The organism is Aeromicrobium sp. (genome assembly GCF_050700635.1).
Lineage (GTDB): Bacteria > Actinomycetota > Actinomycetes > Propionibacteriales > Nocardioidaceae > Aeromicrobium.
In genome coordinates this window covers 13,309-28,763 of sequence record NZ_JBOHDT010000011.1, presented here as the reverse complement: position 1 = coordinate 28,763, position 15,455 = coordinate 13,309, and the positions used below count along the sequence as shown (strand labels likewise).

General features: G+C 67.8%; 18 protein-coding genes. 16 read left to right on the top strand and 2 right to left on the bottom strand.

The window, feature by feature from the left end; all coding sequences use genetic code 11:
• The coding region (locus tag ACRDPN_RS00885; RefSeq protein ID WP_431445437.1) for an AAA family ATPase at positions 1–1,464 on the top strand (1,464 nt) is incomplete at its 5' end.
• A 14-nt stretch (positions 1,465–1,478) separates the two neighbouring features.
• Here ACRDPN_RS00885 and ACRDPN_RS00880 read toward each other — a convergent pair.
• Together ACRDPN_RS00880 and ACRDPN_RS00875 are read right to left on the bottom strand one after the other, a co-directional pair.
• A complete protein-coding gene (locus tag ACRDPN_RS00880; RefSeq protein WP_431445435.1) occupies positions 1,479–2,567 on the bottom strand; it encodes a HoxN/HupN/NixA family nickel/cobalt transporter in 1,089 nt (362 codons plus the stop codon).
• A gap of 25 nt (positions 2,568–2,592) precedes the next feature.
• A complete protein-coding gene (locus ACRDPN_RS00875) occupies positions 2,593–3,057 on the bottom strand; it encodes a Fur family transcriptional regulator (protein ID WP_431445434.1) in 465 nt (154 codons plus the stop codon).
• 78 nt (positions 3,058–3,135) lie between these two features.
• Here ACRDPN_RS00875 and hypA point away from each other — a divergent pair, with 78 nt between their 5' ends.
• From hypA to ACRDPN_RS00800, 15 genes are all read left to right on the top strand, one after another.
• Entirely contained in the window at positions 3,136–3,465 is a 330-nt protein-coding gene (gene hypA / locus ACRDPN_RS00870; RefSeq protein WP_431445433.1) for a hydrogenase maturation nickel metallochaperone HypA, read from the top strand.
• A gap of 1 nt (position 3,466) precedes the next feature.
• Positions 3,467–4,249: a hydrogenase nickel incorporation protein HypB gene (hypB, locus tag ACRDPN_RS00865; RefSeq protein ID WP_431445432.1), complete on the top strand. Its 783-nt coding sequence runs from the start codon at positions 3,467–3,469 to the stop codon at positions 4,247–4,249.
• Positions 4,250–4,385: 136 nt separating this feature from the next.
• Positions 4,386–5,441, top strand: a complete 1,056-nt coding sequence (locus ACRDPN_RS00860) for a hypothetical protein (RefSeq protein WP_431445431.1) — start codon at positions 4,386–4,388, stop codon at positions 5,439–5,441.
• Positions 5,442–5,475: 34 nt separating this feature from the next.
• Complete coding sequence (locus ACRDPN_RS00855; RefSeq protein WP_431445429.1) at positions 5,476–7,272, top strand: nickel-dependent hydrogenase large subunit; 1,797 nt, start codon at positions 5,476–5,478, stop codon at positions 7,270–7,272.
• Positions 7,273–7,279: 7 nt separating this feature from the next.
• Positions 7,280–8,209: a NifU family protein gene (locus ACRDPN_RS00850; protein WP_431445428.1), complete on the top strand. Its 930-nt coding sequence runs from the start codon at positions 7,280–7,282 to the stop codon at positions 8,207–8,209.
• Positions 8,206–8,862 (top strand): DUF5947 family protein, encoded by a 657-nt coding sequence (locus tag ACRDPN_RS00845; protein WP_431445427.1) that lies wholly within the window; start codon positions 8,206–8,208, stop codon positions 8,860–8,862. Before ACRDPN_RS00850 ends, ACRDPN_RS00845 begins: the two co-directional genes overlap by 4 nt.
• Positions 8,859–9,512: a DUF6084 family protein gene (locus ACRDPN_RS00840; protein WP_431445426.1), complete on the top strand. Its 654-nt coding sequence runs from the start codon at positions 8,859–8,861 to the stop codon at positions 9,510–9,512. The genes ACRDPN_RS00845 and ACRDPN_RS00840 overlap by 4 nt, the downstream gene beginning before the upstream one ends.
• Positions 9,509–10,897: a hypothetical protein gene (locus ACRDPN_RS00835; protein ID WP_431445425.1), complete on the top strand. Its 1,389-nt coding sequence runs from the start codon at positions 9,509–9,511 to the stop codon at positions 10,895–10,897. Before ACRDPN_RS00840 ends, ACRDPN_RS00835 begins: the two co-directional genes overlap by 4 nt.
• Positions 10,894–11,013 carry a DUF6893 family small protein gene (locus ACRDPN_RS00830; RefSeq protein ID WP_431445424.1) on the top strand — a complete coding sequence of 40 codons (120 nt, stop codon included), beginning with the start codon at positions 10,894–10,896 and terminating at the stop codon, positions 11,011–11,013. Before ACRDPN_RS00835 ends, ACRDPN_RS00830 begins: the two co-directional genes overlap by 4 nt.
• A gap of 15 nt (positions 11,014–11,028) precedes the next feature.
• Complete coding sequence (locus ACRDPN_RS00825) at positions 11,029–11,523, top strand: hydrogenase maturation protease (RefSeq protein ID WP_431445438.1); 495 nt, start codon at positions 11,029–11,031, stop codon at positions 11,521–11,523.
• A 2-nt stretch (positions 11,524–11,525) separates the two neighbouring features.
• Positions 11,526–11,765 (top strand): HypC/HybG/HupF family hydrogenase formation chaperone, encoded by a 240-nt coding sequence (locus ACRDPN_RS00820; RefSeq protein ID WP_431445423.1) that lies wholly within the window; start codon positions 11,526–11,528, stop codon positions 11,763–11,765.
• Entirely contained in the window at positions 11,755–12,534 is a 780-nt protein-coding gene (locus ACRDPN_RS00815) for a DUF6390 family protein (RefSeq protein WP_431445422.1), read from the top strand. The genes ACRDPN_RS00820 and ACRDPN_RS00815 overlap by 11 nt, the downstream gene beginning before the upstream one ends.
• Positions 12,535–12,548: 14 nt before the next feature.
• On the top strand, positions 12,549–13,655 hold the full coding sequence (locus ACRDPN_RS00810; protein ID WP_431445421.1) for an ABC transporter substrate-binding protein: 1,107 nt from the start codon (positions 12,549–12,551) through the stop codon (positions 13,653–13,655).
• Positions 13,621–14,688 (top strand): FecCD family ABC transporter permease, encoded by a 1,068-nt coding sequence (locus ACRDPN_RS00805; RefSeq protein WP_431445420.1) that lies wholly within the window; start codon positions 13,621–13,623, stop codon positions 14,686–14,688. The genes ACRDPN_RS00810 and ACRDPN_RS00805 overlap by 35 nt, the downstream gene beginning before the upstream one ends.
• Positions 14,681–15,433 (top strand): ABC transporter ATP-binding protein, encoded by a 753-nt coding sequence (locus ACRDPN_RS00800; protein WP_431445419.1) that lies wholly within the window; start codon positions 14,681–14,683, stop codon positions 15,431–15,433. The genes ACRDPN_RS00805 and ACRDPN_RS00800 overlap by 8 nt, the downstream gene beginning before the upstream one ends.
• The last annotated feature ends 22 nt before the right edge of the window (positions 15,434–15,455 follow it).

Here is a 15,455-nt window from a genome sequence, read left to right as displayed (position 1 = left end):
GCCGCCACGCTGTCCGACCGTTACATCCCCGGTCGCCAGCTGCCCGACAAGGCGATCGACCTCGTCGACGAGGCGGGCAGCCGCTTGCGCATGGAGATCGACTCCAGCCCGGTCGAGATCGACGAGCTGCGGCGCAGCGTCGACCGGCTCCGGATGGAGGAGCTGCATCTGGCCAAGGAGGAAGACGCCGCCAGCGTCGACCGGCTGGAGAAGCTGCGCGTCGAGCTGGCCGACAAGCAGGAGACCCTCCGCGCGCTCGAGCAGCGTTGGGACGCCGAGAAGCAGAGCCTGAACGCCGTCGGCGAGATCAAGGAGCGCATCGACGAAGTGCGCATCGCCGCCGAGCGGGCCCAGCGTGAGGGCGACCTCGAGACGTCCAGCCGCCTCTTCTACGCGGAGATACCCGCTATGGAAAAGCAGCTGGAAGAAGCGCAGAGCGCGGAGGCGTCGACCGAGGAGTCGATGGTGCACGAGGAGGTCGGCGCCGACGACATCGCCGAGGTGGTCGCATCGTGGACCGGCATCCCCACCGGGCGACTGCTCGAGGGTGAGACCGGCAAGCTCCTGCGGATGGAGGAGGAGCTCGGCCACCGCTTGATCGGCCAGCAGGCTGCCGTCGTCGCCGTCTCCGACGCGGTGCGCCGCTCCCGCGCCGGCATCAGCGACCCCGACCGTCCGACCGGCTCGTTCCTGTTCCTCGGGCCGACCGGGGTCGGCAAGACCGAGCTCGCCAAGACGCTGGCGGAGTTCCTGTTCGACGACGAGCGCGCCATCGTGCGCATCGACATGAGCGAGTACGGCGAGAAGCACAGCGTCGCGCGACTCGTCGGCGCCCCTCCCGGCTACGTCGGCTACGAGGAGGGCGGCCAGCTGACCGAGTCGGTGCGGAGACGTCCGTACTCGGTGGTGCTGCTCGACGAGGTCGAGAAGGCTCATCCGGAGGTCTTCGACATCCTGCTGCAGGTGCTCGACGACGGCCGCCTCACCGACGGGCAGGGCCGCACGGTCGACTTCCGCAACGTCATCCTCGTCCTGACGTCGAACCTGGGCTCCGCCTTCCTGGCTGATCCGGCGCTCGACGAGGAGGCCACGCGGGAGGCCGTCATGGAGCTCGTGAAGACCTCGTTCAAGCCGGAGTTCCTCAACCGGCTCGACGAGGTCGTGATGTTCGACGCGCTGAGCACCGACGACCTCACCCACATCGTCGACCTTCAGCTCGTGGCCCTCGGCCGCCGGTTGGCCACGCGCCGCATCACGCTCGACGTCACTGACGCCGCCAAGGAATGGCTGGCCGTCACCGGCTGGGACCCCGCCTTCGGTGCCCGTCCCCTGCGCCGACTCGTGCAGCAGGCCATCGGCGACCGCCTCGCAAAAGCCCTCCTCGCCGGCGACGTGCGCGACGGAGACACCGTCCGCGTCGACCTCGACGAGCCTGCGGACGCTCTGACCGTCGCATCAGCCTGACTGCACGAGAACGTCTAGGAGATTTCGGGCGCCCAGCGGTCCTCGATGCGGCCCAAGCGCCAGATGGTGAGAGACAGGATCCAGGTGAGCACGAAGACGGCGACGATTGCGTAGCCGACATCGTCCAGGCTCAGCGCGCCGATCCACCCGATGGCGCCGCTGGTGATGTCAAGACGCTCGCTCAGCAGTCCGACGATCTGGATTCCCCCGATCAGCAGCGCCACGACGACGGACATGGCGGTCACGGTGATGCTGTAGTACACCTTCCGCACCGGCCGCACGAAGGCCCAGCCGTAGGCCATCGCCATGAACGCTCCGTCCATGCTGTCGAGCAGGCTCATGCCGGCTGCGAACAGGATCGGCAGGGCCAGGAACGCGTACCAGGGCAGCTGGGAGGCGGCCACCCCCGCGGCGAGCACGAGGAGCGAGACCTCGGTCGCGGTGTCGAACCCGAGACCGAACAGGAACCCGACCAGGTACATGTGACGCGGCTTGGACACGGCGCGGGTGGAACGGCCGAGGATGCGGTTCATCAGACCGCGGTTCTGCAGGTAGTCCTCCAGCTGCGCCTCGTCGTAGCATCCGGTCCGCATGTCGCGGAACACCCGCAGGATGCCGGCGAGCACCACGGCGTTCAGAACCCCGATGAGGATGAGGAACACCGACGACACACTGATCCCGATGAGACCGGTCGTCTGCTGAAGCGTCGATGACTCGTCCTGGACCTGACCGCCCAGCGACCGCACGCCGAGGGCCAGCAGCAGGCACAGGCCGAAGACCACGCTGGAGTGCCCGAGGGAGAACCAGAAACCGACCGACATGGGCCGGGACCCGTCAGGGCGATCGGCCAGGAACTTCCTGGTCACGTTGTCGATGGCGGCGATGTGGTCGGCGTCGAAGGCGTGGCGCATGCCGAGCGTGTAGGCGGTGATCCCCAGCCCGACGCCGAATACACCCGCGCTTCCCAGCTCGAGGTCGCGGGTGGCGGCCACGACGAGTGCTCCCCACCCGACGACGTGCAGGATGACGATGGTCGTGGTCATGCCGAGAAGCGAGCGTCTCTCCGGACGGCTGATCCGGCCGACGACGACTTGAGGCGTCATCGTCACACCATGCATCCAGATGCAACTATGTTGCAAGAGCCCGACAGCTCGAGCAGACGCCGAGCAGCGCGGCGTGATGCACATCGAGACGGAACCCGATCGCCCGCTCGATGTCGTCAGCCAGTGGCGTGAGCAACCCGTCCTCGACGTTGAAGATGGATCCGCACTCGGTGCACTGCACATGGGCATGGTCGAGGTGGTAGTCGGCGCCCTCGCCCACCGTGAGGTGGTAGATCGTCGCCGACCCCGCCACATGGGTGTGGGCGATCAGCCCGATGTCGCCGAGCGTGGCCAGCGCGCGGTAGACCGTGGTGCGATGCACACCCGGAGCAGCCGCTTCTGCACGGCTCGCGATTTCGTCGGCGGTGAGGTGATCGTGTGGTTCCAGCGCCTCGATGACGGCGCGACGCGCGGCCGTGACACGTTGGCCGTTCGCCCGCAGCACGGCGAGCGCGTCCGCTGTCTCGGCCCGGTCGCTCGAGCTCGTCATCGGACCATTGTCGCCCCTCGATGTCTGTTGCCACTCCCATGAGGCCGGACCTATGGTGAAACGCATCGAGGTGGTTGCATGCACGAGCTGGCCATCGCCGAGTCCGTCGTCGAGGCGATCCTCGAACGCACGGAACAGCGACAGGTGACGACGGTGCGGCTCGCCGTGGGCAAGTTGTCGGGAGTCGTCCCCGACGCGCTGGAGTTCTGCTTCGACCTGGCCACCTCGGGCACCCCGCTCGAAGGCGCGTCGCTGGAGATCGTCGAACCGTCCGGACAGGCTCGCTGCCATGCCTGTCAGCGCGAGTTCGACGTGGACGACCTGATCCTGCTGTGTCCGTGTGGCAGTGCCGATGTTGAGGTGGTGGCCGGACGCGAGCTGTCGGTCACCTCGGTGGAGGTGGTCTGACGTGTGCGCAACCTGCGGATGTGGAGTCGACGAGGTCCGGGTCGACGGCGAGACGGGGGAGTACCTGCACGTCCACGAGGACGGGACCGTCCACGCGCACGGCCACGAGCACGAGCACGGGCACTCCCACGACGAGCCGCACACCCACACGATCGATCTCGAGACCGCCGTGCTCGCCAAGAACGACGAGCTCGCCGCCGCCAACCGTCTGTGGATGGCGGAGCGTGGCATCGCGGCGGTCAACCTGATGAGCTCGCCGGGAGCCGGCAAGACGTCGCTGCTCGAGCGGACCATCAAGGAGAACGGCGCCACCCGCAGCATCTCCGTGGTCGAGGGCGACCAGGAGACGCACTACGACGCCGAGCGCATCCGGGCGGCCGGCGCCCGCGCCGTGCAGATCAACACCGGATCCGGCTGCCACCTCGATGCCACCATGGTCCGCCGCGGGCTCGACACTCTCGAGCCGGCGGACGGCGACCTCGTCGTGCTCGAGAACGTGGGCAACCTCGTGTGCCCGGCCCTGTTCGACCTCGGCGAGACGAAGAAAGTCGTCATCGTCTCGATCACCGAGGGCGACGACAAGCCGCTGAAGTACCCGCACATGTTCGCCGCCGCCGATCTCGTGGTCGTCAACAAGACCGACCTGCTGCCCTACGTCGACTTCGACGTCGACAAGTGCGAGAAGGACGCGAGAAGCCTGAATTCCCGGCTCGAATGGCTGCCGATGTCCGTCCGCACTGGTGAGGGCCTCGATGGCTGGTACGGATGGCTCGGCGAGCTCTGAGTGACGCAGGTCACATTTTCGTATTGACAGGTGCATCGGTGCGTGCCTGAATAAAGGCAACGTTGCGCAAGTGAGCCGAACCCTCGACCCCGGCAACCGATGAGGGTGTTACTCCCACCCTGGAGAGGTCGCAGCGATGCCGACCGCCGAAGCTGTCAAGGCCGAAGAAACTCTCATCCACGTCCTCTGGATCAATGCGGGGCTCAGTTGCGACGGCGACTCCGTCGCGCTCACCGCGGCCACCCAGCCGAGCATCGAGGAGATCGCGCTCGGTGCACTCCCGGGACTCCCGCAGATCGCGGTGCACTGGCCGCTGATCGACTTCGAGTGCGGTCCCCAAGGCGGCGCCGACGACTTCCTCGAGTGGTTCCACAAGGCCGACCGTGGAGAGCTCGAGCCGTTCGTCCTGGTGGTCGAGGGATCGATCCCGAACGAGGGCCTGAAGGACGAGGGCTACTGGTGCGGCTTCGGCAATGACCCGGAAACCGGCCAGCCGCGCACCACGAGCGAGTGGCTCGACCGCCTGACGCCGAAGGCCACCGCCGTCGTCGCCGTCGGCACCTGCGCCACCTACGGCGGCATCCACGCCATGGCCGGCAACCCTACCGGCGCCATGGGCGTACCCGACTACCTCGGCTGGGACTGGAAGTCCAAGGCCGACATCCCCATCGTCTGCGTCCCGGGGTGCCCGATCCAGCCCGACAACCTCTCGGAGACGCTCACCTACCTGCTCTACATGGCCACCGGACAGGCACCGATGATCCCGCTCGACGACGCCTTGCGGCCCACCTGGCTGTTCGGCCAGACCGTGCACGAGGGTTGCGACCGCGCCGGCTACTACGAGCAGGGCGACTTCGCCACCGAGTACGGGTCACCGAAGTGCATCGTCAAGCTCGGCTGCTGGGGCCCCACGGTCAAGTGCAACGTGCCCAAGCGCGGCTGGATGAACGGCATGGGTGGTTGCCCGAACGTCGGCGGAATCTGTATCGGCTGCACGATGCCGGGCTTCCCCGACAAGTTCATGCCGTTCATGGACGAGCCGCCCGGCGGCAAGCTCTCGACCAATTCGGTGGCCGTGTACGGCAAGACGATGCGCAGCCTGCGGGCCATGACGACACGCACCCTGAACAAAGAGCCGAAGTGGCGCCACTCCGGCAAGCAGCTCACGACCGGCGCCAAACGCACCTGGTAGGCCCCGCCACCAACCTCGACAGAAAGGCGGCGCCATGACGTCGACCATCCCGAGTCCGAGCAGCATGAGCGAGGGGCGAGACGGCCTGGTGGAGATGGCGTGGGATCCCATCACCCGCATCGTCGGCAGCCTGGGCATCTACACCAAGGTCGACTTCGCGAACAAGACCGTGGCCGAGTGCCACAGCACCAGTTCGATCTTCCGGGGCTACTCGATCTTCATGAAGGGCAAGGACCCGCGCGACGCGCACTTCATCACCAGTCGCATCTGCGGCATCTGCGGCGACAACCACGCAACCTGCTCGTGCTACACGCAGAACATGGCCTACGGGGTGAAGCCGCCGGACATCGCGGAGTGGATCGTCAACCTCGGTGAGGCCGCGGAGTACATGTTCGACCACAACATCTTCCAGGAGAACCTGGTGGGGGTCGACTACTGCGAGAAGATGGTCTCCGAGACCAACCCGGCGGTGCTCGAGCGGGCCAACAACACCGCGGCGCCGCACGCGGCCGATCATGGCCACAGGACCATCGGCGACATCATGCGTGCGCTCAACCCGTTCACCGGTGAGTTCTACCGCGAGGCGCTGCAGGTCAGCCGCTACACGCGCGAGATGTTCTGCCTCATGGAGGGCCGCCACGTCCACCCGTCGACGCTCTACCCGGGCGGAGTCGGCACGGTGGCCACCATCCAGCTGATGACCGACTACATCACCCGGCTGATGCGCTACGTCGAATTCATGAAGCGGGTCGTGCCGATGCACGACGACCTGTTCGACTTCTTCTACGAAGCCCTCCCCGGTTACGAGGAGGTCGGAAACCGCCGCATCCTCCTCGGTTGCTGGGGCTCGTTCCAGGATCCGGAGCACTGCAACTTCGACTACAAGGACATGACGAACTGGGGTCGCAAGATGTACGTGACCCCCGGCGTCGTGGTCGACGGCGAGCTGGTCACGACCGACCTGGTCGAGATCAACCTCGGCATCCGCATCCTGCTCGGTTCGTCGTACTACGAGGACTGGGAGGACCAGGAGACGTTCGTCGAGAACGATCCCCTCGGCAACCCGGTCGATCGCCGGCACCCGTGGAACCAGCACACCAACCCCAAGCCGCAGAAGCGCGACCTGGACGGCGGCAAGTACTCGTGGGTGATGTCGCCGCGCTGGTACGACGGCAAGGATTACCTCGCCCTCGACACCGGTGGCGGACCGCTCGCCCGGCTGTGGGTCACGGCTCTGGCCGGCCTGGTCGACATCGGCTACGTGCAGTCAACCGGCTCGAGTGTGAAGATCAACCTCCCCAAGACCGCCCTCAAGGGACCGGTCGAGCTGGAGTGGAAGATCCCGCGGTGGAGCAACACGATCGAGCGCAACCGGGCCCGCACGTACTTCCAGGCCTACGCCGCGGCCTGTGCCCTGCACTTCGCCGAGAGGGCTCTGGTGGAGATCAGGGCGGGACGCACGAAGACCTGGGAGCGGTTCGAGGTGCCGCAGGAGGGCATCGGCTGCGGCTTCACCGAGGCGGTGCGAGGTGTGCTGAGCCACCACATGGTCATCCGCGACGGCAAGATCGCCAACTACCACCCGTACCCACCGACGCCGTGGAACGCCAGCCCTCGCGACTCCTTCGGCACGCCGGGTCCGTACGAGGACGCCGTGCAGGGACAGCCGATCTTCGAGGAGAACGATCGCGAGCACTTCAAGGGCATCGACATCATGCGCACCGTGCGCAGCTTCGACCCCTGTCTGCCCTGCGGCGTCCACATGTACCTCGGGGACGGGCTGACGATCGAGAAGCTGCACTCGCCGACCCAGTCCGCCGGCGTCGAATAGGTCAGCCATGACGCAGCCCGAGCTGCTCGATCACTCGCCCGACCTGAGCCTCACGGGTGAACGCATCGATGCGCTCCTGACCGCGAGTGCGACCGGCGGCCTGGTGGCCCGTGAGCGGGCCGAGGAGCTCGTCCGTCTGGTCACCGACCTCTATGGGGCCGGGCTCGAGCGGGTGATGGAGATCCTGTACGAGGCCGGGGTACTCGACGACGACCTCCTGCGCGCGCTGGCCGACGACGAGCTGGTGTCCGGGCTGCTGCTCGTCCACGACCTGCATCCGTACGGGATCGAGCAGCGGGTGGAGGACGCTCTCGAGAGCGTTCGTCCGTACCTCGGGTCGCACGGCGGCGACGTCGAGCTGCTCGAGGTCACCGACGAGGGGGCGGTCCGACTGCGGCTGCTCGGCAGCTGCGACGGATGCCCGTCGTCGTCGGTCACCCTCAAGCTCGCCGTCGAGGGGGCCATCGAGGCGGCCGCACCCGAGGTCGTCGCCATCGAGGTCGAGGCGGCCACATCCGACGCCGGCGACGCCGCTCCGCTGATCTCCGTCGATTCGCTCATGACGCGCGTACACGGCGACGCGGTGGCGGGCGGGGCGTGGCATCCGCTGCCTGAGCTCGCGGCTCTGTCTGCCGGCGAAGTCGGATCGGCCGAGGCTGCCGGCCTGTCGCTGCTCGTGTGCCGCATCGGATCCGACCTGTTCGCCTTCGTCGACAGCTGCGCGCGGTGCGAGTCGAGCCTGACGGGAGCCACGCTGGCCCGACGCCTCGGTGGCGCCGCCGGCGACGCGCTGCTGACGTGCCCGTCGTGCGCAGTCCACTACGACGTGCGCAAGGCCGGTGCGTGCATCGACGTGCCCGAGCTCCACCTCACCCCACTGCCGGTGCTCACGGAGGCCGGCGCCGTCTCGGTCGCGGTACCCGCTGAGGTCGCATGAGCGGCGGCGGCCGACGGTCCGACCCGCTCGCGACCTTGCGCCGCATCAACACCACGCGCCCGACCGTGGTGCCGGGTGAGCGGTGCGAGATGTGCGCGGCGCCGATCCCCGAGGAGCACCAGCACGTGGTGGGCCTCGAGGACCGCAGCCTCATGTGCACGTGTCGCGCCTGCTACCTGCTGTTCTCCGACCAGAAGGCCCACCTGCGTTACCGCGCCGTGCCCGACCGCTACCTCAGCTTCTCCGAATTCGCCTTCGACCAGGCGTCGTGGGACGACCTGCAGATCCCGGTCGGACTGGCCTTCCTGTTCCGCAACTCGGTCCAGGACCGCATGGTGGCGTTCTACCCCAGCCCGGCGGGCGCCACCGAGTCCGAGTTGTCGCTCGAGTCCTGGGACGGGCTTCGCGCCGCCAACCCCCAGTTCGACCTGTTGCTCGCCGATGTCGAGGCGTTGCTGATCTACCGCGACGACGAGGGCCGCGGCGCCTTCCATTGCGTGCTCGTTCCCATCGACGTCTGCTACGAGCTCGTCGGCACCATGCGGATGACGTGGCGTGGTTTCGACGGCGGGCAGGAAGCGCGTCATGCGATGGCCGACTTCTTCGCGACGGTCGAGTCCAAGAGCCGCCCGGCCGAGGTGGCTCAGTCATGAGCGGCTACACGTTCACGGTGCTCGACGTCTTCGCCGAGCCCTACGCCGTCACGCCGCAGCTGACCGCGCGGCTCCGGGTCGAGGAGAGCACCGGCACGGTCGTGCACGCGATGGCGCTGCGCTGCCAGATCCGCATCGAGCCGCAGCGACGCGGCTACGACGACGAGGAGGCCGCTGACCTGCGGGGTCTCTTCGGCACTCGTGACCGGTGGTCCGACACCCTGCGGCCGTTCCTGTGGATGCAGTGCAACACCACGGTGCAGGGCTTCACCGGCGTCACCGAGGTCGACCTGCCGATGCCGGCGACGTACGACTTCGACGTGGTGGGGTCGCGCTACCTGCATGCCGTCGACAGCGCCACTGAAGGGGGCGTCGTGCCGCTCGCCTTCATGTTCTCCGGTGTCGTGTTCACGCGGGGCGCCAACGGCTTCGGGGTGGAGCAGGTGCCGTGGGACTGCGACACGAGCTTCCAGATGCCGGTCGCGGTCTGGAAGCGGATGATCGAGCTGAACTATCCCGGCAGCGGATGGATGCGGGCCGACCACGACGTGCTGGCCAGACTGTCCGACCACCGCTCCGAGCACGGCTTCACGTCGTGGGACGAGACCCTGACCGATCTGCTCGACGCGCGCCGGGAGGTCTCCCCGTGAATCTCGACCGGGCCCGGATGGTCGCTGACGCGGTGCTCTACGAGGGCTATCTGCTGTACCCGTACCGGGCCAGCTCCAGCAAGAACCAGTCGCGTTGGCAGTTCGGTGTGCTCGGTCCGCCGGACGCCGAGGCGGCGGGGCTGGGCGAGTCGCCGTCGATGGCGATGCAGGCTCTGATGTCCGGCGACCTCGACGCGGAGGCGACGCTCGTGGTGCACCTGCGTTTCCTGCAGCTGCAACGTCGACAGCTGCTCGATGCCACCGGTGCGGAGGTCGCCCAGATCGACGCAGGCGACACCACATGGCTGACCTGGGACGAAGCGGTGGAGCAGGAGCTCACGTTCACGGTGAACGGTGACCAGCTGAGCGACGGAGTGTCGTTCCCGGTCGAGGTGCCTTCGGGTGAGGACCGCGAACCGGTGCTCGATGGCGCCGGCGAGCCGGCCGGAACGATCGTCCGTCGGCGCCGAGCCCTGGTCGCCGAGCTGCGCATCCGGGTCGAGAGGGTCGCCGGTTTCCACCGGCTGGGCATCGAGGTCGAGAACCGGCGAAGCGAGGCGAGCCTGGACAAGAACGACGCCACTGCCCACTCCATCATCGGTGCCCACCTCGTCGTCGAGGCGCACGGCCCGGCGTTCGTCTCGTTGCTGGGCCCGCCCGACGAGGCGAGCGATGCCGTGGCCGTCTGTGAGCAGCGCCGCTGCTGGCCGGTGCTCGGCGGAGACGCAGGAGATGACGACCTCCTCCTCGGCCTGCCGATCATCCTGTACGACCACCCCGAGATCGCCGAACAGAGCACGGGAGCGCTGTTCGACTCTACCGAGATCGACGAGATCCTCACCCTGCGCGTCATGACCATGACCGACGAAGAGAAGGCCGAAGCGCGTGCCACCGACCCACGGGCGCGCGAGATCATCGACCGCTGCGACCAGATGTCGCCCGAAGAGATGCAGCAGCTGCACGGTGTCCTGCGTGATCCGGGCACCGTTCCCGAACCCGACTGGCCGATGCTGAGTGACATCCGGGATCTGGATCCACCGGCCTTCGACACCGGTGACAAGCCGTGGTGGGATCCGGCTACTGACGCGGCGGTGTCGCCGGAGTCCGACGCGGTGACGATCGACGGCGTGAGCGTCGCCAAGGGCAGCCTCGTACGGGTGCATCCGAACCGCCGGGCCGACGCCCAGGACATCTTCTTCGCCGGCCAGGTCGCCAGAGTCACCGGCGTCCTGTCCGACGTCGACGGCGGCACGCATGTGGCCGTGGTCCTGGTCGACGATCCCGCCGCGGAGATGCACGACTGGTACGGCCGCTATTTCTACTTCGCGCCAGATGAGCTCGAACCGCTCGTTCAATCGAACCCGAGAGAGGAAACCCACCGATGATCGTTCTTGGATACATCACCGCCGGCGTGTTGGCCGTGGTCGTCGTGATCGGCCTGGTCGTGCTGGTCATGTCGGTCCCCGACATCCAGCGCTACCGGCGTATTCGTCAGATGTGACGTGGAGGCCCAGCCCTGAGTACATCGATCCTGGTAGCCGGCATCGGCAACCTGTTCCTCAGCGACGACGGTTTCGGACCGGAGGTCGCGCGGTACCTCGCGTCCCGCGACGACCTGCCTGACGATGTGCAGGTCGTCGACTACGGCATCCGCGGGATGCACCTCGCCTACGACCTCCTGGACGGCCGCCGCGCCCTCGTGATCGTCGACGCGGTCCCCGGTCAGGGAGCACCGGGTGAGATCACGGTCATGCAGGTGGGCGACGACGACATCGGTACCGGGCAGCTCGATGCGCACGGGATGGACCCGTTCGCGATGCTCGGCAGCCTGCGCTACATGGGGGGTTCACCGCCGACGACGTTCGTGGTCGGCTGCCAGCCGGCGAGCGTCGAGGAGGGCCTCGGACTGAGCCCGCAGGTCGAGGCCGCGGTGCCGGTCGCGGCCGAGGCCGTCCTGCGAGTCATCCACGAGCACGTCCTCACCGACGCCGACGCGCCAAGGAGGAGTTGACCATGTGCTTGGGCATTCCCGGACGAATCGTCGAGGTGGTCGAGGGGTTCGACGACCAGCTCGCGCTCGTTGACGTCGAGGGCGCGCAGCGGCGCGTCAACATCGGCATGCTCGACGAGCTACCCGCGGCCGGTGACTGGATCCTCATCCACATGGGCTTCGCCATGGAGCTGATCGACGAGAAGCAGGCCCAGGAAGCCATCGCCGGTCTGGAGATGCTGGGACAGGCCCGTGAGGACTGACGTCTCCGGTCCCGTGCTGTTCGCGCGGTACGCGTTTCCGCCCAACTCCCACGGCTATTGCGGCCCGAACGACCACGACGCGTTCTTCGAGTACGGGGTGACCGGCGCCGATGAGCGCGGGCTGCGCGAGCTCTCTCGCCAGTTCGCCGGGGCGTGGCCCTATCTCGAGCTCATCGCGGCCTCGCTCGGTCTGGACGACCCGCTCGACCGCCGGGTCGTGGACGCTTACTGGGTGGGCAACTCGCGGCTCAACCGGGTGACGCCCACAGCGGTCGGCAACTCGATGGAGGACCGCTTCCGGAGGGTGACCGGCACGAAATTCCCTTCCCTGGCCGAGAGCATCAACGCCGGCGGCGTCCCGCACCACAGCTTCGCGGTGTTCTGCATCTACCCGTGGACCGGTCTGCTGAGCGACGGGCGCAAGGCTGAGCACGCCCTCACGGTGCTCGACCAGTGCCGCATCCGCTGGGGCAAGGTGATGGCCGTCCAGGGTGACCAGGTGGTCGTCGAGTCGACGCCGCTGACGTGGGACGGCCGAACGCTCGGGTTCGGCGAACGCATCACCGAGACGGTCGTGCGTTCGGTCGACGGCGTCAGCATGATGGACGACCTCGAGATCGGCGACTGGGTCTCGATGCACTGGGAATGGGCCTGCGACAAGCTGAGCGACCGCCAGGTTCGCTATCTGCGCGACTTCACCGCGCGTCACCTGCGGATCGTGAACGAAGGAAACCTCCACCAAGGACCGGCTGCCCTCTTGGGCACTTGACGAAAGGAACCGCGATGGACTCCCCGCCGGAGGCACTGCCCCGCAGAACCCTACTGAAGGGAGCTGTCGCACTGGGCGGCGTCGCCCTGCTGCCCGCGTGCGGTTCGGACGACTCGTCCGCCGGCGCGATCGTGCTCGAGGACCAACGAGGCAAGAAGCTCTCGCTCGACGGACCGGCCCAACGCATCGTCACACTCCCGATGCCTGCGGCCTCGATCATGATCGCCGTCGATCAGACCGCCGAGCATCTCGTCGGCATCCATGACGCCTCCTGGGCCGCGGCGAAGCAGAGCATCCTCGGCACGATGTTCCCCCAGGTGCTCGAGGTTCCCCACGACGTCGGGACGCAGGACTTCGCCCCGAACGTCGAAGGCATCCTCGCCCTGGAACCCGACATCGTCGTGCAGTGGGCCAGCCAGGGCGACGAGATCATCCAGCCGCTGGAGAATGCCGACCTGAAGGTCCTGGGCGTCAACTACGGAACGATCGAGGACGTCGGGACCTGGTTCTCGATGTTCTCCACAGCGCTCGGACAACCCGAACGCGGCCGCGCCATGGCCACCCGCCTCGACGCCGACCGTCTGGCAGCCGAGGCGGTCGCGGCCAAACAGACCGGGCGGGGGCCGCGCGTGCTCTACTTCCTCCGGTTCTCAGAAGGCATGGAAGTCCAGGGCGCCGGCACGTTCAACGAGGAGTACGTCCGTCTCGTTGGCGCCGAAAACGTCTCGTCCGAGGTCGAGGGCCTGGCGAAGGTGGACCTGGAGCAGGTGCTGGACTGGGATCCGGACGTCATCGTGCTCGGCAACTTCGATGCCGCCATGCCGGGCGACATCTACGGCGACCGCCGCTGGCGTGACGTCGCGGCGGTGAAGGACAAGCGTGTGTACCGGGCGCCGTTGGGCGGATACCGCTGGGACCCGCCGAGCCACGAGTCGCCGCTGATGTGGACCTGGCTGTCGCAGATCGCGTTTCCCGACGGCACCGACGGCGGCCTGCGCGACAAGATCGTCGACGACTACAAGTACTTCTACGGCCACACGCCCACCCAGTCCGAAATCGACACCATCCTGTGGAAGGACGCGAACGGTGGCTCCGCCGACTACGACCAGTTCTCGGCGTGAGGAGGCGGTGGCCACCCCGGCGAGAGTGGGTGGCCCTCTCGCGGTCGTCGCCGCGGCTGTGGCTCTCGTCGTCACGATCGTGGTGGCCATCTCGCTCGGCCGCTACACCGTGCCGGTGTCGCACGTCGTGCAGATCCTGGCGTCCGTACTGCTCCCCGATGGCGGGGTGGGCGAGACCGAGAGAACCGTCGTCGAGCTGATCCGCCTCCCGCGGGTGCTGCTCGCGGTGCTGGTCGGAGGCGGTCTCGCCATCGCCGGCGCGGCTCTCCAGGCCACGTTCCGCAACCCGCTGGTGAGTCCGGACATCATCGGCGTCTCGGCGGGGGCGTCACTCGGTGGATCCTTGGCGTTGCTGCTCGGCCTCGGGACGATCTTCCTCGTCGGAGGTGCCTTCGTGTTCGGCCTGGTCGCGATCGGGCTCCTCTTCGCCCTGACCTTGGGCCGTTCCTCCTCGATGCTCATGGTGGTGCTCGGCGGCGTGGTGCTCGGCTCGTTCTTCGCCGCACTCGTCGGGCTGGTCCAGTACTTCGCCGACCCGTACTCGTCGTTGCCGGCGATCGTCTTCTGGCTGCTGGGCAGCCTAGCCACCGCCACCTGGGCGAAGGTCGGCGTGGCCGCCGTGCCGATCCTGCTCGGCACGGCGGTGATGCTGCTGCTGAGGTGGCGCATCAACGTGCTCTCGCTCGGCGACGACGAGGCGTCGTCGCTCGGTCTGCGTCCGGGTCGCATGCGCTGGACCATCCTGCTCTCGTGCGCGCTCATCGTGGCCGGGGCGGTTGCGGTCAGCGGCGTGGTCGGATGGGTGGGCCTGGTCATCCCGCACCTGGCGCGCATGTGGGTGGGCCCGGACCACCGGATCCTGCTGCCCGTCAGCTTCCTGGTCGGCGCGACCTACCTCATCGTGATCGACACGATCGCCCGGACGCTGACGGCAGGCGAGGTCCCGTTGGGCGTGCTCACCGCTCTCGTCGGCGCTCCGGTGTTCTTCCTGCTCCTGCGGCGCAATCGCGACAGGATCTGGGACCATGCTTGAGCTCGTCGACCTCGGCCACCGCTACCCGGAGACTGGCTGGGTGTTCCGCCACGTCTCGCTGGAGGTGCCGGCCGGATCGGTCACGGTCGTGCTCGGCCCGAACGGTCGCGGGAAGACGACACTGGTGCGGTGCGCTGCGGGACTGCTGACCCCCGAGGAAGGCTCGGTCCGGCACGACGGCCACATCGGTTTCGTGCCGCAGGCACGGGGCGGCGCGTTCGCGTACCGCGCCCTCGACATGGTGGTGATGGGCCGGGTGCGTCAGGTGAGCCTGTTCGGAACTCCGTCCCGGGATGACCGCGTCGCCGCCCTTGACGCGATGGACCGCATCGGGGTGGCGGACCTGGCGGACCGTCAGTTCCCTACCCTCAGCGGCGGCGAGCAGCAGCTGGTGCTCATCGCCCGGGCGATCGCCTCGGAGTCGCCCTCGCTGGTGCTCGACGAACCGACCGCCGGTCTCGACCTCCACAACCAGGCCCAGATCATGTCGTTGCTGCGCAAGCTCGTCGCCGACGGCATGGGCGTGCTCCTCACCACCCACCACCCCGACCATGCGCTCTTCCTGGCCGACTCCGTCGTGCTCATGGGCGGGCTGGACGACGTGCGCAGCGGTCCGGCGGCCGAGCTCCTCACCGATGCCGAGCTCAGCCGGCTGTACGACATCGACGTGCAGACCATCGCCTACGACCAGAACGGCGTGACGCGGCGGACGATCATCACCGGCTACGGCAACGAGCTCGACTGATCTGCCGACTCTTACAAATTCG